The sequence below is a fragment of the Mesorhizobium sp. GbtcB19 genome (genome assembly GCF_019091085.1).
Classification (GTDB): domain Bacteria; phylum Pseudomonadota; class Alphaproteobacteria; order Rhizobiales; family Rhizobiaceae; genus Mesorhizobium.
Window position 1 is genome coordinate 146,817 of sequence record NZ_JAGXJY010000002.1, and the last position, 19,428, is coordinate 166,244.

At 64.1% G+C, this 19,428-nt stretch carries 18 protein-coding genes; 7 read left to right on the forward strand and 11 right to left on the reverse strand.

Annotation, left to right across the window (positions count from 1 at the left end):
• Positions 1-3: 3 nt before the first annotated feature.
• The 4 genes from KVT37_RS04655 to KVT37_RS04670 form a co-directional block, all read right to left on the reverse strand.
• On the reverse strand, positions 4-1,701 hold the full coding sequence (locus KVT37_RS04655; protein ID WP_217570179.1) for a M48 family metallopeptidase: 1,698 nt from the start codon (positions 1,699-1,701) through the stop codon (positions 4-6).
• Positions 1,702-1,784: 83 nt separating this feature from the next.
• A complete protein-coding gene (locus KVT37_RS04660; protein ID WP_217570181.1) occupies positions 1,785-2,909 on the reverse strand; it encodes an FAD-binding oxidoreductase in 1,125 nt (374 codons plus the stop codon).
• Between the two features lie 55 nt (positions 2,910-2,964).
• Positions 2,965-4,479 carry an amino acid ABC transporter permease/ATP-binding protein gene (locus KVT37_RS33765; protein ID WP_217570182.1) on the reverse strand — a complete coding sequence of 505 codons (1,515 nt, stop codon included), beginning with the start codon at positions 4,477-4,479 and terminating at the stop codon, positions 2,965-2,967.
• A gap of 99 nt (positions 4,480-4,578) precedes the next feature.
• Entirely contained in the window at positions 4,579-5,415 is an 837-nt protein-coding gene (locus tag KVT37_RS04670; protein ID WP_217570184.1) for an ABC transporter substrate-binding protein, read from the reverse strand.
• Positions 5,416-5,619: 204 nt separating this feature from the next.
• Here KVT37_RS04670 and KVT37_RS04675 point away from each other — a divergent pair, with 204 nt between their 5' ends.
• Positions 5,620-6,693, forward strand: a complete 1,074-nt coding sequence (locus KVT37_RS04675; RefSeq protein WP_217570186.1) for a LacI family DNA-binding transcriptional regulator — start codon at positions 5,620-5,622, stop codon at positions 6,691-6,693.
• Between the two features lie 73 nt (positions 6,694-6,766).
• Here KVT37_RS04675 and KVT37_RS04680 read toward each other — a convergent pair whose 3' ends face one another.
• The 5 genes from KVT37_RS04680 to KVT37_RS04700 form a co-directional block, all read right to left on the reverse strand.
• On the reverse strand, positions 6,767-8,407 hold the full coding sequence (locus KVT37_RS04680; protein ID WP_217570188.1) for an ABC transporter substrate-binding protein: 1,641 nt from the start codon (positions 8,405-8,407) through the stop codon (positions 6,767-6,769).
• Between the two features lie 268 nt (positions 8,408-8,675).
• Positions 8,676-9,719 carry an alpha/beta hydrolase gene (locus tag KVT37_RS04685; RefSeq protein ID WP_217570190.1) on the reverse strand — a complete coding sequence of 348 codons (1,044 nt, stop codon included), beginning with the start codon at positions 9,717-9,719 and terminating at the stop codon, positions 8,676-8,678.
• Positions 9,720-9,724: 5 nt separating this feature from the next.
• Positions 9,725-10,402 carry an isochorismatase family protein gene (locus KVT37_RS04690; RefSeq protein ID WP_217570192.1) on the reverse strand — a complete coding sequence of 226 codons (678 nt, stop codon included), beginning with the start codon at positions 10,400-10,402 and terminating at the stop codon, positions 9,725-9,727.
• A 337-nt stretch (positions 10,403-10,739) separates the two neighbouring features.
• Entirely contained in the window at positions 10,740-12,044 is a 1,305-nt protein-coding gene (locus KVT37_RS04695; protein WP_217570194.1) for a Xaa-Pro peptidase family protein, read from the reverse strand.
• A gap of 316 nt (positions 12,045-12,360) precedes the next feature.
• Positions 12,361-13,338: a GlxA family transcriptional regulator gene (locus tag KVT37_RS04700; RefSeq protein ID WP_217570196.1), complete on the reverse strand. Its 978-nt coding sequence runs from the start codon at positions 13,336-13,338 to the stop codon at positions 12,361-12,363.
• Positions 13,339-13,442: 104 nt separating this feature from the next.
• On the opposite strand from KVT37_RS04700, the gene KVT37_RS04705 reads away from it, so the two are divergent.
• The 3 genes from KVT37_RS04705 (at position 13,443) to KVT37_RS04715 (ending at position 14,837) form a co-directional block, all read left to right on the forward strand.
• Positions 13,443-13,751: a DUF1778 domain-containing protein gene (locus KVT37_RS04705; RefSeq protein ID WP_217570198.1), complete on the forward strand. Its 309-nt coding sequence runs from the start codon at positions 13,443-13,445 to the stop codon at positions 13,749-13,751.
• 68 nt (positions 13,752-13,819) lie between these two features.
• Positions 13,820-14,296, forward strand: a complete 477-nt coding sequence (locus KVT37_RS04710) for a GNAT family N-acetyltransferase (RefSeq protein WP_308642558.1) — start codon at positions 13,820-13,822, stop codon at positions 14,294-14,296.
• A 34-nt stretch (positions 14,297-14,330) separates the two neighbouring features.
• Positions 14,331-14,837 carry a GAF domain-containing protein gene (locus KVT37_RS04715; protein ID WP_217570202.1) on the forward strand — a complete coding sequence of 169 codons (507 nt, stop codon included), beginning with the start codon at positions 14,331-14,333 and terminating at the stop codon, positions 14,835-14,837.
• An 18-nt stretch (positions 14,838-14,855) separates the two neighbouring features.
• On the opposite strand, the gene KVT37_RS04720 is transcribed toward KVT37_RS04715, so the two are convergent.
• A complete protein-coding gene (locus KVT37_RS04720) occupies positions 14,856-15,815 on the reverse strand; it encodes a YeiH family protein (protein ID WP_308642588.1) in 960 nt (319 codons plus the stop codon).
• Between the two features lie 436 nt (positions 15,816-16,251).
• Here KVT37_RS04720 and KVT37_RS04725 point away from each other — a divergent pair, with 436 nt between their 5' ends.
• From KVT37_RS04725 to KVT37_RS04735, 3 genes are all read left to right on the forward strand, one after another.
• The gene (locus KVT37_RS04725) at positions 16,252-16,719 is read left to right on the forward strand and encodes a GNAT family N-acetyltransferase (protein WP_217570204.1); all 468 of its coding nucleotides are present in this window, start codon (positions 16,252-16,254) and stop codon (positions 16,717-16,719) included.
• Positions 16,716-17,123 carry an ACT domain-containing protein gene (locus tag KVT37_RS04730; RefSeq protein ID WP_217570206.1) on the forward strand — a complete coding sequence of 136 codons (408 nt, stop codon included), beginning with the start codon at positions 16,716-16,718 and terminating at the stop codon, positions 17,121-17,123. The genes KVT37_RS04725 and KVT37_RS04730 overlap by 4 nt, the downstream gene beginning before the upstream one ends.
• 164 nt (positions 17,124-17,287) lie before the next feature.
• On the forward strand, positions 17,288-18,721 hold the full coding sequence (locus tag KVT37_RS04735; protein WP_217570208.1) for an aldehyde dehydrogenase family protein: 1,434 nt from the start codon (positions 17,288-17,290) through the stop codon (positions 18,719-18,721).
• A gap of 341 nt (positions 18,722-19,062) precedes the next feature.
• Here the strand turns inward: KVT37_RS04735 and KVT37_RS04740 are convergent, their stop codons facing one another.
• Positions 19,063-19,359 (reverse strand): hypothetical protein, encoded by a 297-nt coding sequence (locus KVT37_RS04740; RefSeq protein WP_217570210.1) that lies wholly within the window; start codon positions 19,357-19,359, stop codon positions 19,063-19,065.
• Between the last annotated feature and the right edge of the window lie 69 nt (positions 19,360-19,428).

The window sequence follows — 19,428 nt, forward strand, 5'->3', positions numbered from 1 at the left end:
CGCTCAGTCACAGCAGCTGTGTTCTGATCGTCCGTCCAGCGTCACGCTCGTCCGGCATAAGCACGACGAAGTGATCGCCACGTCCGCCTTCGCAAGCGCAGCCGCAAGCTTCGCCTGCAGGCCCTGCAGATCCTCCTTTTCGCCACGCCGCTTGAGGCATTCGACCAGCCCGTGCAGTGCCCAGACATTGTCCGGATGCTGGGCGCAACGCTGCACGGCGCCGCTTAAGCCGAGATCGTCGCGATAGACGTGCTCGGCCTCGGTCGCATGGCCCTGGTCGAGCAGAAGTGCGGCCAGCGCGTGGCGTGGCGGGTGCATCCAGGCCCATGGCTCGGTGTAGGACAGATTGTCGTCGAGTTCGACCGCGCGGCGCAGGTGGTCGTAGGCCTCGTCGTGCCGGCCCTGGTGGTAGGCGAACTCGCCGTCGAGCAGCGCCGCGCCCACCGCGAGCGACGCTTTCGTCGGGTTGCTGAGGAAGCGGCGCTCGGGCGAAATGCGTTCGATTTGCCGGCTAAAGAGATCGCGTTCGCGCTCGGCATCGGCGAATTCGCGCAGCGTCGCATGCGCCACGCCCTTGGCGTAGTGCTGCATGGCGGTGGTCAGGACATAGAGTTCAGGCTCGCCATTCATCGGTTCGTCGATGATCTCGCGCCAGCGCCCGAAGCGCACCTGAACATGCGATTTCATCGCGTGATAGCCCTCAACCGTCTGGGTGAGCTTCGGCCGCTCCGGAATGGCGACGACATCGCGCGTCACCAGGCTGCGCACCTTGTCGGCCGCCCATAGGGCAGGGCGATATTGGCCAAGGAACATACAGGTGAACATCATCAGATGCAGATCATGGCAGCATCCAAGCAGGTAGTAAGTCGGTTCGCCGGCATAGGCGAGGTAAAGGTCGTTGGCGCGCACAGCCTTCTCGCTGGCGATTTTTGCCTTCTCATATTCGCCGCAGAGCACGTAAATGTGCCCCGGCATGTGGTTCATATGGCCGGCATCCGGGCACATCGTCCCCAGCCGCTCCGCCGAGCGTATGCCGCGCTCCGGCTGCGTCGACATTTCGAGCAGGTGGATGTGAAGATGCAGCGCCGCCGGATGCGGCGCAGCGCCTGCCTCGTCCGACATCCGGATCGAACGCTCGCAGATCTCCAGCGCCTCGATCACGTCCGAGTTCGGCGCCGGCGCGCCAGTCTTGAGGTTCCACAGCCGCCTGACCGTGCGCATCATCAGCGCCTCGACGGTGAGCGCCATCACGTCATGGTCGTCGGGGAACGCGCGAAAAACCTGCCGCATCGCGGTGGCATAGGCATTATCCCATTGCTCGAACTCGGCCGGGCTCACTCCATGCGGCTGCTGGAAACGCGCGGCTAGCGCCTCGATCAACCGCTGCTCGACAGGGCTTGCGCTTGCCGCATTGGCCCGCGCCAGTTCGACATGCTCGAAGCAGCGCCTGGCGGCCTGGTCGGCCTCCGCCTTGCCATGCTCCTTCCAGGTCAGGTTGTAAAAAGGCCCGGCGGCATAGGCGATGCCCCAATGCACGAAGGCGCAGCCGGGATCGGTCTCCAGCGCCTTCTCGAAGCACTTTATCCCTTCCTCGTGGTTGAAGCCGTAGCACCAGTTCAGCCCGATATCGAACCAGCGCTGCGTCTCGGCTGAGGAGGTGGAGATAGCGCGGCGATATGCGCCGAGGTCGAAGTGATCCATGCCTTGCTGCTTCTCGCATTCGGGGCGGCGAGGCCGCTCAGGCGCAATCTGAGCCAAGAGACACGGGCATGGCAAACAGCTTCTCAGCCGTCGAACCGCGCAGGACGAAACGGTTGCAGCAGCGGGCTGGCCTTGCCACCGACGATCTCGCCCGCCAGCAATTCGCCGGCGATCAGCCCGAGCGTTGCGCCGCTGTGGCTGAAGACGACGTAATAGCCGGGAATGCCGGTCAACTGGCCGATCACCGGTTCGCCGTCGGCCGGTATCGGCTTCGGTCCCATGTGACGGCTTTCAAGCTCCAGCGTGGGGTTGCCCTCCAGCACCTTCGAGGCTTCCTCGAGCAGGCCCGCGAATGTCGACGGCTTGGCCTCGTAGCTACCGTCGTCACGCACGATCACTTCATCCTCCGACCAGGCCGAGTCGAGCGCGAACGCGCCGTTCGGCGTCGGCCGGATGGCGACGCGCGGGGTGTTGAGCACGGCGCGCAGCGGGTGGCGGATCGGTTTGCTGAAGAGAAGCAGTGCGCGCGTCGTGCCGTCGCCGATGCGCCGCCCGGCTTTCGCCGCCATGGCCGGCACCGCCGGGCCGGTCGCGACCACCACGGCATCGGCGTCGATGACCTGGCCCGACGCTGCCCTCACGCCAGTCGCGCGGCCATTGGCGAGGATCACATCGGCGGTGCCGCCATCGGTCAGGACGCGTCCACCGCGTTCGCCGAATTCGCGCAGCAGGAAGCCGATAAGCGAAGGCAGGTCGACCCAACCTTCGCCGGCATTGAAGATGGCGCCTTGGCGAGAAACGGCCTTTGTGTCGATGCCTGGCGTGACAGCGGCGATCTCGGCGGGCGCAAGCAGCCGGGTCTCGTAGCCGATCGCCTTTTCGTGGCGGAAGATTTCCGCGATCTGGTTGGCGGCGTTGTCGGCGTCCCAGGTGAGCCCGCCGTCCAGGCGCAGCCAGGCGCCGCACTCCTGTCCGGCGGCGAGCTTTCGGTAGCGGTCGAGGCCCGCGATGCGCAGTGCATGGTAGCCGGCCGAACGCTTGCGCGCCGAGTTCAGCCAGGCAAGCGAGCGCGATGACGCGCCATTGGCGACCGGCCCGTCGCTGACGATCGTCACCTGCGCGCCGAGCCGGACGAGATGAACGGCGGTTGAGACGCCGAAGATGCCGGCGCCGATGACGGCGACCTTGAGGGCGGATTTTTCAGTCATGATTGCAGCTTTCGATGATCGGGCTTTGGCTTGGGAGAGGGCGCGGCGGCATCGCTCACAGCACCTCGGCGAGGAATTGCCGGAGTCTCGGGCTCTTCGGCCGGTCGAAGATTTCCGCCGGCGGGCCGACCTCGACGATACGGCCCTCGTCCATGAAGGCGACCTGGTCGGCCACCTTGCGGGCGAACCCCATCTCATGGGTGACGACGATCATCGTCATGCCGCGCCGGCCGAGATCGGCCATCAGGTTCAGCACGCCCTTGACCAGTTCGGGATCGAGCGCGCTGGTCACCTCGTCGAAGAGGATGACTTCGGGCTCCATGGCGAGCGCGCGGGCGATCGCCACGCGCTGCTGCTGGCCGCCCGAAAGGCGACTCGGACGGTAGTCCGCGCGAGCGGCAAGACCTACTTCTGAAAGACGGGCTTCGGCCGCGCGCCGCGCCTGGCTTCCCGCCATGCCTTTGATCCTGGTCAGCGCCAGCGTGACGTTCTCGATTGCCGTGTGGTTCGGAAACAGATTGAAATGCTGGAAGACCATGCCGACGCGCCGGCGCAGCATCTCCGGTTTCATCGCCAGGATGCTCTGGCCGTCGAGCAACACGTCGCCGGCCTTCGGTTCGACCAGCCGGTTGAGGCAGCGCAGCAGCGTCGACTTTCCCGAACCCGACGGCCCGATGACGCAGGTGACAGTGCCGGGTTCGACCTTGAGCCTTATTTGCTTCAGCACCTGCAACTCGCCATAGGCCATGTCGAGATCGCGCACTTCGAGGCTGCCGGCCTTGATCGCCGGCCGCGCCGCGCCGGACGAGGCCGTGTCCTTCAACTCGCCGACCTCGACCAACCCGCTGACCACGCCGCCCGGCTTCTGCTTGCCGAGCCGCAGGCGGTTGTCGATGGTGTTGACCACATGGGTCAGCGGCACGGTGATGATGAGGTAGAACATGCCGGCCAGAAGCAGCGGCGACAGGTTGCCGGTGACCACCGCCTGGTCCTGGCCGATGCGGAAAATCTCGCGTTCCGACGCGAGCAGGCCGAGGAAATAGACGAGACTGGAATCCTTGACGTTGCCGATGAACTGGTTGACCAGGGCAGGCAGTACGCGGCGCACGCCTTGCGGAATGACGATCAGCCGCATGCCCTGGCCGTAGCTCATGGAGAGCGCGCGGCAGGCTTCCATCTGGCCGCTTTCGACGCTCTGGATGCCCGAGCGAAAGATCTCGCCGATATAGGCGCCGGCGATCAGGCTGAGCGCCAGTATGCCGAGCGGGTAAGGGGAGGGGCCGAACAGCTCGCGACCGATGCGGGCAAAGCCCTGGCCGATCAAGAGGATCGTCAGGATGGCGGGGAGTCCACGAAAAATGTCGGTGTAGACGCGTGCCGGAATGCGCAGCCAGGCGGAGCGCGAGATGCCCATGACGGCAAGCACCATGCCGATGAAGATGCCGAGCACCGTTGAGGTCGCGGCGAGGATCAATGTATTCTTCAGCCCAACGGCAAGCAGCGACGGCAGCACCTCGGCCATCGCGTCCCAATCGAAAAAGCTGCGCTGAAGGTTTTCTAACCAGTCCATCCGCCAACCTGCCTTGCTCGGCGACGGACCTCTCCGTCGCGCGATCTCTCACGGCCTGCCTGAAAGGCCGCCGGCATTCGCGCCGGCGGCAATTGCAGGTCAGTTCTTCTTGGGGAGATATTGCTCCGGCATCGGCGATCCGGGGAACCATTTCTGGTAGAGGTCGCGCCAGGTGCCGTCCTGCATGGCTTCGTGGATGCCCTTGTTCAGCGCCTCGCGGAAAGCGTCGTTGCCCTTGCGGATAACGAAGCCGGCCGGCGCGTCGAAGGACGGGATGTTGACGGCAATCTTCAGCGCCGGATAGCGCTCGCCATATTGCTTGGCCGCCTCATAGTCGAGGAAGTGCCCGTCGACCGTGCCGTTGTTGAGCGCGGCGATGGCCGAGTTGTTGTCCGGGAATTTTACTAGGTCGGTATTGGTGAAATTCTTGGTGGCGTAGATTTCCTGCAGCGTGCCCTGGACGACGCCGAGGCGCTTGCCGGCAAGGCCTTCGGCGTTTGTGATCTTGGGGTCGGACGTCAGCACCGACAGGTACCCGGCAAGATAGCCGTCGGAAAAGTCGACCGTCTGCTTGCGCTTGTCCGTCGTGCCGATCGCCGCGACCGCCACGTCGAAGCGCTGGTTGGCGACCGAAGGCATCAGTGCCGAGAACTCCTGGCCGGTGAAGGTCACCTGGTCCGATTTGAAGCCCATGCGGCCGACCACGTTGAGGAAGAATTCGAGATCGAAACCGGTGAATTTGCCGTCGGCGGTGGTGAAGGCATAGGGCTTGGCGTCGCCCATCGTGCCGACGCTGATCGTCTTGGGGTCGATGAGATTGTAGGGATTGTCCGCCGCCCAGGCCTTGGGGAGCGAAAGCGCTGCCAGCGCGATGGCGAAGAAGATCGAGCCGATGCGCTGCCGCCGGCTCGCTGTGAAAAGACCTCTTATGCTCATTGGTTGTTCTCCACTCTGAAGATCGGTTTCTCGCCAGGCCAAAAGCTGCCTGACGGTCAATTTCGACACGGCTTCCGATGCGGCGCCTCCCAGCGCTCTTATTCTTATGAGACCGGTCTCAAATGCGAATGAGACCGGTCTCTTGACATTTGTAGGCACAGCGGCGACCATTCGTCAACGCGTTTGAAAGCGACTTTCCAAGGAATGAAGCGTCCTCCCAAGGCTCCCTCCGTCACCGTCAGCGACGTCGCCCGCCTAGCCAAGGTTTCAAAGGCGACGGCTGCGCGCGTGCTGGGCGGCTACGGCACCGTGAGCGAGACAGTCCGCGCGGCTGTGCTGAAAGCCGCGAGGGCGCTCGACTACCGGCCGAACGAACTGGCGCGCAGTATGACGACCGGGCGCTCCGGCAGCATCGGCGTGGTCGTCGGCGATATCGAGAACCCGTTCTTCTCGCTTGCCGTGCGCGGCATAAGTGACGTCGCGCGCCTGTCCGGCATCAACGTGATCCTCGCCAATTCGGGCGAGGACGTCGAAGCGGAAAAGAATGCGATCCGCGTCCTCCTGGCCAAGCAGGTCGACGGCCTGATCGTGACGCCGGCCCAGTCCGGTGAGATCGCGCATCTCAAGGAGATCGCTTGCCCGCTGGCGCTGCTCGACCGCGCCCTGCCGGAGCTGGCCGTCGACACGGTCACGGTCGACGACCGCAATGCCGCGTTGCGGGCCACGCGTATCCTGACCCAGGCTGGGCATCGAAGGATCGCCTATGTCACCGCGGCGGTGTTGTCGGGAGACTTTCGCGGCGCGGCGTCCAGGATCAACACCTCGACGGTGCGCGAGCGCATTCTCGGCTTTATCGAAGCCTGCCGCGAAGCGGGCATGGAAGGAGCGGAGCGCAACATCCATTTCGGCAGCGGGCGATCGGAGAGCGCACACAATCTGATGCAGCGCCTGCTCAAGAGCGCGGACCGGCCGACGGCGATCTTGGCGTCCGACAGCGTCGTGGCGCTGGATCTGTTCAAGGCGATCCGCGAATGCGGCCTCAGCATTCCGCGCGACATGTCGCTGATCACCTTCCACGATGCCGACTGGACGAGCGTGACGACGCCGCCCATCACCGTCATCGACCAGCCGGTCTATGCGCTGGGCAAATCGGTGGCGGAGCTGTTGATACGCCGCCTGAAAGGCGACGACCGGCCGCCCGAGCGGATCGTGCTGCCGACGACGATCATCGAGCGGATGTCGGTCGGTCAGTCGCCGCAAGGCTCCAAGCGGCCCTGATGATCGCGGCAAGATCGGCAAACGGCCGGCGCGGCCGAACTGAGCCACGCCGGCCGTTTCAGCCCCGGGAGGATCAGCTCTCCAGCCACACTTTCTCGAAATGCTGCTCGAGCGACTGGTGCTGTTCGCAGCCCTGCACGCCCTTGCGATAGGTGCGGTAGACCGAGCGCCAGTAGGGCTGGATGATGATACCGGAATCGCGCAGGTTGGTCTCGATCTTGGCCATGATCTCCTTGCGCTGGCTGGCGTCGGGCGTGGCAAGCGCCTTGTCGAGAAGTTCGTCGAACTCCTTGTTCGCATAGGCGCTTTCGTTCCACGCCGCGCCCGATTTGTAGGCTAAGGCCAGCACCTGCACGCCGAGCGGGCGACCGAGCCATTCGGTGCAGGAATAGGGGAACTTGCTCCAGTCGTTCCAGAAGGTCGCGGCCGGCAGCACCGTGCGCTTGATCTTGAAGCCCGCCTCGCGGATCTGCGCCGCGATGGCGTCGGCGGTGGTCTTTTGCCATTCGATATCGACCGAGATCAGCTCATATTCGTGGTCGGCCTTGCCGGCTTCCGCGATCAGCTTCTTGGCCTGTTCGACATCGCGCTTGGCCGGGCCGATATCGGCGAATTCCGGATGCATCGGGCCGACATGGTGGTTGTCGGCGGGTTTTCCGCGACCATCGAGTCCGAGCTTCAGCACCGCTGCATTGTCGACGGCAAGCTGGGCGGCGCGGCGCACCTTGACGTCGTCATAGGGCGCATTGCCGACATTGAAGCGCGCGACGATGGTCGAGCCGGTGGCGATCTCGGAGTTCTGCAGGCCCATCTTGTCGGTCTGCGACACGGCGTCCGACGCGGTCTCGTGGTCGGTATCGATCTCGCCGGATTCGAAGGCCGACAGCATGGCGTTGGGGTCGGAGCCGTAGTCGACCCATTTGATGCCGTCGAGATAGAACTCGCCCTTCCACCAGGGCTTGTCCTTGCGCTTCACCTCGGCACCGGTCTCGGCGTCCCAGCTCACCAACTCGCACGGGCCGGTGGTGATGGCCAGCGCCTTCTTCGGGTCGCCGTCACCCTCATAGGAGCGGTGCATGATCAGCGCCGGATAGTCGGCCATGCCGGCAATCAGCGAGATGTCGGGCTTGGGCAGGTTGAGCTTGACGGTATAGTCGTCGACTTTCTGGATGCCGCCATCGACCGGCTTCTTGGTGTCGGCATTGACCAGCGCGCCCATGCGCGCGGCAACCGAATTGCCGGCGACCGAGGCATCGCACCAGCGGTTGAGGTTGTGCATCACGTCGTCGGCATTGAAAGTGTCGCCATTCGACCAGGTGATGCCCTTGCGCACATGCAGCGTGATCGTCCTGGCGTCGTCGCTGGTCTCCCAGCTTTCCAGCAACCACGGCTCGAACGAGAAGTCGGTCTTCCAGCGCACCAGATATTCGTTGCAGTGGCGCGCGACATTCGACATCTCGACGCCGTCGAAAGTGCGCGGGTCTTTAAAACCCTTGACGTTCATGGCGACGCGCAGCACGCCGCCCTTTTTCGGTTCGGCGGCGCGGGCGGGCGAGGGGACGATCCCGCCCAGCGCCATCGCGCCGGCGGCACTGACGCCGAGGCCGGCCATTAGCGCCAGATATTCGCGCCGGCTGATCGCGCCCGCCTTGAAATCGTCGGCGGTCGGCTTGGCCCGCGGGTGCAGTTTTCTGTCGGTCAGCATGAATTTCATCGTCGTTCCCTCTGTTGTTGGGCGCCCCGGGATCGCCAGGCGCGGGGGCGGATGCGACCGCCGGGACGCCGTTGCCTGCCGAGCAATGATAGGTCTGCTTTCCGCGGCGAAATGTTTGGTTTTCCGCAGTTCTTGTGCGCTGTTCCGCAGGACGTTGAAGCTGCCAATCTCCCCCCTTGTGGGGGAGATGCCCGGCAGGGCAGAGGGGGGGGCGCTGTCCCGCCGACGTCTCAGCCGATTGAAACCATGTTGCAGATAGTTCGGAAGGCTAGGAAGCCGAAGGGTTGCGATCCTTCGCGCCCCCCTCTGGCCTGCCGGCCATCTCCCCCACGAGGGGGGAGATTAGCGCTGCATCGCTGGCGCCCAGTGCGCCGATATCCGCAATAATCCTCGCAAACGCCTCCGCCGCGCGCGGCACGGTCGGGCGGGCGCGCAGAAAGCTGTGCACCAGCCGCGGCTCCTCGCGCCACCAGGCGCAGCCACCTGTGGCCAGAATGCGGTCGCGGTAGGCTTCACCGTCCGACGACAGCGGATCGCATTCGGCAGTGACGATCACCGTGGGCGGCAGGCCGGAAAAGTCGCGATCCCTGAGCGGCGAGAACGTCGGGTCGTCCAAAACCTGACCCGGTGCCGAACGGACACGGCGGTAGAATTCGATATCGGCGAGCGTCAGCAGCGGCGCCTCGGCATGCTCGATGTAGGAACGGCCGCCCTCGTCGCCGCCAAGACTGGGATAGATCAGCACTTGGCCAACGGCAGGCCGCGCATGCTGCCGCGTCGCTCGTGCCACCGCCGCGGCCAGATTCCCGCCGGCGCTTTCGCCGCAAAGCACGATCGGCAGCGTGCTTATCGCCGCGGCCCACTCGAACACGGCCAGCGCATCGTCGAACGAAGCGGGGTGCAGGTATTCCGGCGCCAGCCGGTAGTCGGCCGAGATCACCTCGAATCCGGTGCCGGCGCAGATTTCCGCGCAGATATCGTCATGGCTGTCGAGGTCGCCGAGCACAAAGCCGCCGCCGTGATAATAGACGACGATTGCCGCGGCCGCCTTGCCCACCATGCGATAGCGACGGACCGGAATGGCCTGGGCAGCCGTCGCGACGACGCCATCGCTGGTGGTCACACCCGCCGGGCGGCCTTGGTGGAATGCCACGCACATCCGATCATAAACCGCGCGCTGCTCCGCGATGGGCGCGGCCACGATCTCCGGCGGGTACCAGCTGTTGACCTTGTCGATATAGTCCCAGAGCTCCGGGTCGAGCCGGTCGGCATATTTGCCGCGCTCTGCCGGATCGGCTGGGTCGCTGTTCATCGCCGTCAGAGCTCTGCGTAAAGCCGCGCCGCGTTCTCGAAGGTGAAGCGCAGCGGCACGGAGCCCTCGACCTGCCACACATTGACCGTGTCGCCGGCCATCAGCCGGCAGGCGTCGAGCGTGTTGGTGACGGCGCCGCCATAGAGCCGGTTGGCGAGGTTGAGGATGCCGGTCTGGTGCATGGCGGCGCTCGCGCTGCCGCAGGCGTCCTTGACCAGCAGCACGCGAAACCCAAGCGCCACCGCGTCCTTCACGGTGGCGTCGATGCAGGCCTCGGTCCACACCCCGGCGATCACCAGCCATTCGATGCCGGACGCCTTGAGTTTTTGGGCAAAATCGTTCTTGCCGAAGGCGCTCGCTTCCTGCTTGACCAGCGTGGCTTCTCCGTTCTGCGGCGCCACTTCATGGCAGATCGCCGTCAGCGGATCGTCCTTGTCGGAAAAGGCCGACTTGCCGCTATCGTCCACAGGGTGGAACGGCCGCGCCTCGGCGAGATCGACGATATAGGCCCAGTGATGGAGCGGCACGAAATTGCGCCGCGCCGCCTCCTGCAGCCGCTGGACGTTGGCGAGGATGTCGGCAAACCCCTCGACCAGATAGCGTCTGTCCTTGCGATGTTCCTCCTGGAGATCGATGAACACCGCGGCCACCGTGCCGCGCCGGATGGAAATTGGATTCTTCATGCTGATGCGCCTGTGCTTGTGGCCGCCAACGCTGCTCCGTTCAGCGAATTGGCGCAAACGGTGGTGATTGGCCGGTGCCTCCCCAGCTTCGTCATCCACGGGCGAAGCAGGAGCGCAGCGACGCGGCGCAGACCCGAGGATCCATGCCGTGACGTTGGCCAAGTAACATAGCGGAGCAGAATTTGCACCGTTGCGGCACTTGGGAGTCCCGGCATGGATCCTAGGGTCTGCGCCGCGTCGCTGCGCTCCTTGCTTCGGCCTAGGATGACGATGGCGCAAGCGCTGCAGCTACTCACCAGGGTTTGCGATACACCCGAGCCAAGAGTGGATACCGCCATCAAACCTGCGGCTCCAGGAATTCATCCTCATACGGAAACCGCGAGAGCAGCTCCGTCCCGGTCTCGGTAATGAGAATCTCGTCCTCCAGTTTGACGCCTTCGCGGCCGCCTTTCTCGCCGATATAGCTTTCGACGCTGACCACCATGCCCGGCACGATGACGCCGTCGCGGCCATAGGTCTCGTAGTCCATCGCATGCGCGATGAAAGGCGTCTCGCCATGCATGCCGACGCCGTGCATGACCGACGTGTAGCGCTGATCGACGAAGCGGTCGGGGATTTTCCAGGCTTTCTCGGCGATCTCGCGGAAGGCCATGCCGGGCTTCACGATACCGATATTGTGCTGCACCTGGTCATGCGCCATCCGGTAGAGCGACTTCTGGTAAGGCGTCGGCTTGCCCGGGCCGCACCGGAAGGTGCGCGAGAAGTCGGAATAATAGCCGTAGCAACCGATCGTGTCGGTATCGAGCGCCAGCAATTCGCCCGGCCGGATTTTGCGGCCGCTCGCTTCGTTGAACCATGGATTGGTGCGCTGACCCGAGGTGAGCAGGCGGGTCTCGATGAACTCGCCACCCTGGCGGATGACCTCGCCATACATGATGGCGAAAAGCTCGTTCTCGGAAACGCCGGGCTTGATCGCCTCGCGCACCGCCGCCACCGCGGCTTCGGCGCCCGCCATCGATGCCAGCAGGCATTTCACTTCCTCGGGCGTCTTCACTGCGCGCACGGCCAGGATCTCGCCCTGGCAGTCCTTCACCTCGCAGCCGCGCTTTTCCAGCGCCAGCGCCTGCAGATGGCTGCAGCGGTCGAGCCCGAGCTTCATCGAGCCGCCGCCATGCTTCTTGAGCAACTCGGCGATCTCGTCGGCGAAAGGCCCGGCGGTCTCGTCGTCACGGCCCGACACCGAGGACCAGACCAGCTTCGAAGGCCGCGCCTCGTCGATCGTGTCGAGCACCATCGAGACATGGTAGCTCTGCGGATATTCGAACAGCACGATCGGCCCGTCGGGCGGGATGAAGAAATAGCGGGTCGAATTGCGCAGGAAATAGCCGAACATGTTGCGCGAGCCGGTGGCGTAGCGCTGGTTGTAGGGATCGAACAAAACAATGCCGCCATAGCCCGCCTCGCGCATCCAGGCGCGAAGCTTTGCCAGCCGCCCCTTGCGCAGCGCATCGGCATCGATGAAGGACGGCTCGGTGTCCGATAGCCACATGCCGCCCGCTGGGTCGGCCGCGGCCGGGTGGCGCATGCGGTCCTTGAAGTCCACATCCTCGGTGCTGTCGGGGTCGAATACGACGATGCTCATGGGAAGTCTCCTGTTGGGGAGACCATAGCCGGGCGGGGCGTTGAGCTTGTGCGGAATCCCGCGATTGTTGTGCCAGATGCCGCAGGAGTGCTGGGCGAGAAACGGTAGGCGCCGCGTTCCTTCGCGCCCCCCTCTGTCCTGCCGGACATCTCCCCCACGAGGGGGGAGATTGGCAGCTTCGGCGCCGGCTGTCCCTTTCAACGTTGGAGATTGGCGAAAGCCGGAGCGACATCTGATCTCCCCCCAAGTGGGGGATGTCCGGCAGGACAGAGGGGGGCGCTGTCCCACCTGCGTCTCATCGCGCAGCGCGCACCACCTAATGCCTCCTCATCGCCTTAGGCGCATGCCCATGCTCCTCGCGAAAGGCCCTTGCAAAACTCGACATCGAGGCAAACCCGCACGCCAGTGCCACGTCGCGCACCATCAGCGTCGAATGCGCGAGCAGGTCGGCGGCGCGCTTCAGCCGGAGCCGCCGGTAATAGCCGTTGGGCGAGATATCGAGTTCGGCGCGGAAATTGCGCTCCAGCTTGTCGGGGGACACGCCAAGCCTTGTCGCAAGCTCGGCCATGCCGAGCCGCTCCTCGACAGCGTCCTCCATAATGGCGATGGCCGACAGCACCAGCTCGTTCTGCACGCCCGTGCGCAGCCTGAGCGGCATCAGCTTGCGATCGACGCTAGAGCGCAGCGGGGAGTGGACGAACCATTCCGCGACACCCGCCGCGATCTCGGCGCCATAGTCGCGCGTGATGATCTCCAGCATCATGTCGAGGCTGCCGACACCGCCGGCCGACGTGAAGCGCTTGCGGTCGATGACGAAGAGGTCGCGCCGGAGCTCGATGTCCGGAAAGGCCTCGGTGAAGGCGGCCTGGCTGGTCCAGTGCAAGGTGCAGGCATGGCCGTCGAGCAGGCCGGCGCGGGCCAGGAAGAACGCGGCATCCGCCACCGCGCCGATATGCGCGCCGCCGCGCAGGCTTTTGCGGATCCAGCTCATCGCCTCGTCGGCGACGACATGGTCGGCATCGCCGCCGGAGCACACCACGATGCGATCGACCTTCGGCGCGTCGACAGCTGAGAAACCCGGCTGGATGACGACACCGTTGGACGCCTCGACCGTGCCTCGATCGGCGCCGACAATCACCCAACGATAGCATTCGCGCCCGGCAAGCACGTTGGCGGCGCGCAGCGGCTCGATGACGGACGAAAACGCCATCATCGGAAAGCCCGGAAAGACCAGCACGGCGAAAGTGAGGGGAGATGCGGTGGGCTTCGACCCGCCATGCGAAGGGACACTCATGGGGTCAATATCTCGGGCAAGACGGTCACAATCCGCACAGGGCAGTTTTCTTGACTTGTACGTCCTTGTGACGTACATAGCGCGGATAAAGGAGAGCAGAAAACATGGAAAGTTTCCATGATGAAATTCGAGAGATCGAGGAGCGCAGCAGCGAGCGGATGAACTTCCGCACGAAACCGCGCATCAAGAAAGCCATTCAACAAGCTGCGGCTCTCGCCGGTGTCGACGACTCGGTTTTCACCATGAATGCCGCTTACAAGGCAGCCATGGAAACGATCGAAGCTCACGAGCGCACCATGCTGCGGCCTGTCGATCATGCTGTTTTCTTTGCGGCGATCGACAATCCCCCGGAGCCGACGGCTCGGCTCCGCGCCTCGTTTGATCGATACGGCAAAACCGTCGTCTCCCGGTGACTGCGAAGCCAAACCTCATAGAGCCGTTCGATCCTGAAAAGCACGATCGAACGGCTTTTTCCTGTGGCGTGGATCAGGTCGACAATTTCTTCAAAAGGACCGCCAACAAGCTATCCAAGGCCGACAATCTTCGTGTCTTCGTGATGCTCAGTCCAGCCCGGGATCTGATCGGCTTTTATGCTATCAATTCGCACTCGGTGGATTATAGCGAACTGCCGCACAAATATGCGAGGACCCGCCCCGGGCATGGAAGCATCCCCGCGGCCTATTTATCTATGATGGGCGTCGACCTGCGATTTGCGGGCAAGGGATATGGCGGCGATCTCTTGCTTGACGCGCTCGTGCGCATCGCAAGGGTCGCCGAGCAGATCGGTATTGCCGTCGTGATGTTGGACGTGTTGGACTGCGGCGATCCGGCCAAGGTAACGAGCAGAAAGAAGCTCTATGTCGATCATGGCTTTAGCGCGCTGCCATCGAATGAACTTAGACTGTTTCTGCCGGTCAGAACGGTTCTGGAACTAATGATGATGCACAGCAACCGGTAAGCCAGATTATCCGGCTTGCAACGGAGACGACAAAATGTTTGCGGCAACCGCCATCGACACCAAGGACAAGCCGGCCTTCTACAATGAGCTGGCGACACAGCTGAAGGCATTGCTGGAAGGCGAGGGCGATTCCATCGCCAATGCCGCCAACACGGCGGCGCTGATCTACCAGATGGTGCCTGACCTCAACTGGGCCGGCTTCTATTTCCTCGCCTCCGACGACGAACTGGTGCTCGGGCCGTTCCAGGGCAAGCCGGCCTGCGTCCGCATCGCCGTCGGCAAGGGCGTTTGCGGCACCGCCATCGAGCTCGACATGTCGATGCTGATCAAGGACGTGCACGAATTCCCCGGCCACATCGCCTGCGATGCCGCCTCGCGTTCGGAGCTGGTGGTGCTGTTGCGCGACGCCGAAGGCGCGTTCGGCGTTCTCGACCTCGACAGCCCGACGCCCGGCCGTTTCGACAAGGAGGACCAGGCCGGCATCGAAAAGCTCGCCGCGATCTATGTCGCGGCAAGCTCGTTCGAGGACGGTGACAACTAAGCCGACCGGCCCAGAACCTCAGGCGAACTTCACCAGCGTCAGGCTGAAGCCCGCGATGAAGAGGAAGGCCGAGAAGGCCAGCATCAGCGGGCGCAGGCCGCGCGAGCGCAACTGGGAGATGTCGGCCTGAAGGCCCATGGCGGCGAGCCCCATGGTCAGCATGACCTGCGCGGCCAGGGCGATCGCCGAGTGGATCTGGGCAGGAACAGCGACCAGGCTGTTCAGCGCCACGACCGCGACGAAGGCGACGACGAACCAGGGCATCGGCGGCTTTGCGCCCGAAGCCTCCGTGCTGCCGCGGCGCGCCATCAGGCCGAGCGCGATGACCATGGGCGCCAGCATCGCGACGCGCGTCAGCTTGGCGACCGTGGCGGTCTCGCCGGACAGCGTGCCGTTCTGGAAGCCGGCGCCGATCACCTGCGCTACCTCGTGGATCGAGGCGCCGGCCCACAGGCCGAAGGCGTGCTGGTCGAGCCCGAAGACCGGTGCCAGCAGCGGGAAGCCGAGCATGGCGATGGTGCCGAACAGCGTGATCGCAGCGACGGCGTAGGTCACATCTTCATCCCGCGCGTCGGTGACGATGTTGGTGGCGACGATCGCCGAGGCGCCGCAGATCGAGGAGCCGGCGGCGATCAGCTGTGCCAGCTTGGCGTCGACGCCGAGCAGCCGGCCGAGCGTGACCGTGAACAGGAAGGTGGCGCCCAGCGTGGCCGCGACGATGCCGACGCCGCCGAGGCCGATGCCCGCCACCTGGCCAAGCGTCAGCTGGAAGCCGAGCAGCACGATGGCGAAGCGCAGCAGGCGCTTTTGCGAGAAAGCGATGCCGGCCTTGGCATGCGCGGGAAGGCCAAGCACGTTGGAATAGACCATGCCGGCGACGACCGCGAGAATCATCGGGCTGAACAGGGTCAGGCCCGAGAGATTGCGCATCGAGTAAGCGACGGTGGTGATCATCGCCACCAGCACGATCCCAGGCACGACACCGGACCAGACCGGCGCGAGGGCCGGACTGTTGCCGGCCGGATTGAGGCCGTTTGGAAGATCGTTCGCGGCGGCAGGCAGGAAAGACAATTGAATTCTCCAGGCGAGTTCGTCGCCGAAATGCCATTCCGAAACCAATCTTTCCAACGAATTATTCGAGTTATAATGATCGATTTTTTCGAACGATTGGTGAGACGCGATGGGCTGGCCTAATGACCGTCACCGGCCGAGCCTTGACGCTTGCCGGTTCCTGCCCCAGCTTGCCGCGATGTTTACTCCCGTGCCCGCCAACACCAAGCGACGCCGACTTCGCCGAGTGCGGAGCGGCAGGCCGATTGCGCGACGATAAAGCCCGATACGATAGGTCCGGTTCGTTCGTTTCCTGCCCGCCCGCGACTTCAGCCGGCGGGTTTTTCATATCTGGAGCCTTGCAGTGACCATCACTCCTTCCATCCGGTTTCGGCCGGCCGAGGCGGCGGATGCCGTCGCCATCCGCGAGATCGTGCACGCCGCCTATGCCAAATGGGTGCCGGTGATCGGCCGAGAGCCGCTGCCGATGCGCGCCGACTACGACGAGGCCGTCGCCGAGCATCCATTCGACCTCGCCATCGAGGACAAACGCATCGTTGGCCTGATCGAAACTGTCGCGCATGACGACCATCTCTGGATCGAGAATGTCTGCGTCGCGCCGGACGCGCAGGGCAGGGGGATCGGCCGGCTGTTGCTCGAACGGGCGGAGGCCAAGGCGCGCGAGGCCGGGCGCAATGAGCTTCGCCTGCTGACCAACGGCGCCTTCGAAGCGAATGTTTCGCTCTACAAGAGACAGGGCTATACGGTTGACCGGGAAGAGCCGTTCATGAATGGCACGACCGTTTATATGAACAAGAGGATCGCCGGATGACCGCCAATCGGAGCGCGACAACAACTCCCCGGATCAGGCTGAAGCAACTGCCCGGCTTGTACGCGATTGCGCGGCTGGACGCCGGACATGGCATTCCCGATTGGGCGGACGGGCCAGAGTTCGTCAGCATCACCAGAACCGAAGATGAGCTTTCGATCACCTGTCTGCAGGAGCGCGTTCCGGATATCGTCAGGCGGGATTGCGACTGGGTAGCCTTCAAACTCGAGGGCCCCTTCGCCTTCGGCGAAACCGGCATCGTTTTGTCCGTCATTCGGCCGCTGTCGGAGAACGGCCTGGGCATCTTTGTGGTGTCCACCTTCGACGGCGACCACCTGCTGGTGAAGGCCGCTGATCAGGGCGCGGCGGCGCGGCTGCTGGGCGATGCCGGACATACGCTGCTGTAGTCCTTCCCAGCCGGCTGCCGCCAGTACCTCTGGCTCACGAACGGCTGGCTCAATCGCCCGCGCTTGCGTTTGACAGGGCGCTTGCGGCATCGTTATCTCTGGCGGTATACGACGACCCAAATCCACTACAATCGAGAAACCACGGCTGGCCGAGGAGGAAATCCATGTCCCACAATCTGCAGTTCTACATTGACGGCGCCTGGATCGAACCGGTGGTGCCGAACAATTTCGACGTCATCGATCCCTCCAACGAGGACGCCTTCGCGCAGATTTCGCTCGGCTCCAAGGCCGATGTCGACAAAGCTGTGGCGGCCGCCAAGCGCGCGTTCAACACATTCGGCTTCACCTCGGTCGAGGAGCGGCTCGATATCCTCAACCGCGTCATCGAAATCTACAAGAGGCGCAGCAAGGACCTTGCGCTCGCCGTCTCGCGCGAGATGGGCGCGCCGCGCCAGATGGCGCTGGACAGCCAGGTCGGCGTCGGCCAGGCGCATCTGGAGAAGATGGCCGAGGTGCTGAAGACCTTTCAGTTCCGCCACATCAAGGGCTCGTCGCTGATCGTGAAAGAGCCGATCGGCGTCGTCGGCCTGATCACGCCGTGGAATTGGCCGTTGAACCAGATCACCTGCAAGGTCGGTCCGGCGCTTGCCGCCGGCTGCACCATGGTGCTGAAGCCGTCCGAGATCGCGCCGCTCGACGCCATCATCTTCGCCGAGATCATCGACGAAGCCGGCGTGCCGAAGGGCGTCTTCAATCTCGTCAACGGTGACGGCCCGACCGTCGGCCAGGCGCTGGCCAGCCATCCGGATGTCGACATGATGTCCTTCACCGGCTCGACCCGCGCCGGCATCCTGGTCGCCAAGGCGGCGGCCGATACGGTCAAGCGCGTGCACCAGGAACTCGGCGGCAAGTCGGCCAACATCCTGTTCCCCGATGTCGATCTCGAGCGGGCCGTCACCAAGGGCGTCGCCGGCTGCTTCGGCAACAGCGGCCAGTCCTGCAACGCGCCGACCCGCATGTTCGTGCCGCGCGACCGTCACGATGAGGCGGCAAGCTACGCCAAGAAGGCAGCGGAAAAATTCACCGTCGGCCCCGCCGATGCGCCCGGATCGAAACTCGGCCCGGTGGTCAGCCAGCTTCAGTTCGACAAAATCCAGGGTCTGATCCAGAGCGGCATCGACGAGGGCGCCACGCTGGTGACCGGCGGACCCGGCCGCCCGGCCGAGCTCAATCGTGGCTATTATGTCCGGCCGACCGTGTTCGCCAATGTTACGCATGACATGCGCATCGCCACCGAGGAGATCTTTGGACCGGTGCTGTCGATCATGCCCTATGACACGGTCGAGCAGGCGGTCGAGCAGGCCAACGACACCGTCTTCGGCCTTGCCTCCTACATCCAGGCCAAGGACATCGAGAAGGCGCGTCAGGTTGCCGCGCGCATGCGCTCCGGCAACGTCTACATCAACTACCCGACCTGGGACGCAGGCCTGCCTTTCGGCGGCTACAAGCAGTCCGGCAATGGCCGCGAATACGCCGAATACGGTCTGGAGGATTTCCTCGAGATCAAAGGCATCGCGGGGTATGAGGCGGCGGAGTAGGTTCCGCGAATCCGCGGCCGGAGAAACGAGGACTCCGAAACAATTTGGAAAGGGCGCGGTCTCGGCCGCGCCCTTCTCATTTCAGCCGGCGGATGGCGCTACCTCTAGCCGCTTGGCCCGGAGGAATCGGCGGGTCGCCCCGACCCTGCACGTGTCAAACGTGACCGTAGAAATCCCAGTGCGCGGCGACATCACCGGGAGACCAGCCGGCAGAGGCTCGGTTCCAGGCGGCAGGCGCCTCTCACGAGAACGCCCAAGGGCGAGCGGCAGCCGCCACGCCGTTCGAAACGCAAAAAGGCCTCGCCGGTGACGGCGAGGCCTTTTTCAGCGCGACTTGCCGATTAACGACGATCGCCGCGGCTGCCATGGTGGCCGCCATTGTGGGAGGCACCCAGGCACATGCCATAGTAATCGTCATGATTGCTGCACGAATTGACGGTCTCCTGCTGAGCATAAGCCGAAGTCGCCAGACCGGCGACGGCAACAACTGCGAAAACTGCATTGCGAAGGATCTTGGTCATCTCGATTGTTCCTTTGTTTAAATTCCGGTCGTGCCGGTCGATGACGGTTTTCCCGCAGTTGGGTTTCGGTTTGATGGCGCTTGAGCGCGAATTTGTTTCGAAATGGAAACTGCCCATTCAGGCAGCAGCCCAAGCCGGTCGGAACTCCGCAGGCAATGAACTCGTTTGCATGCAAATGTTACCGGC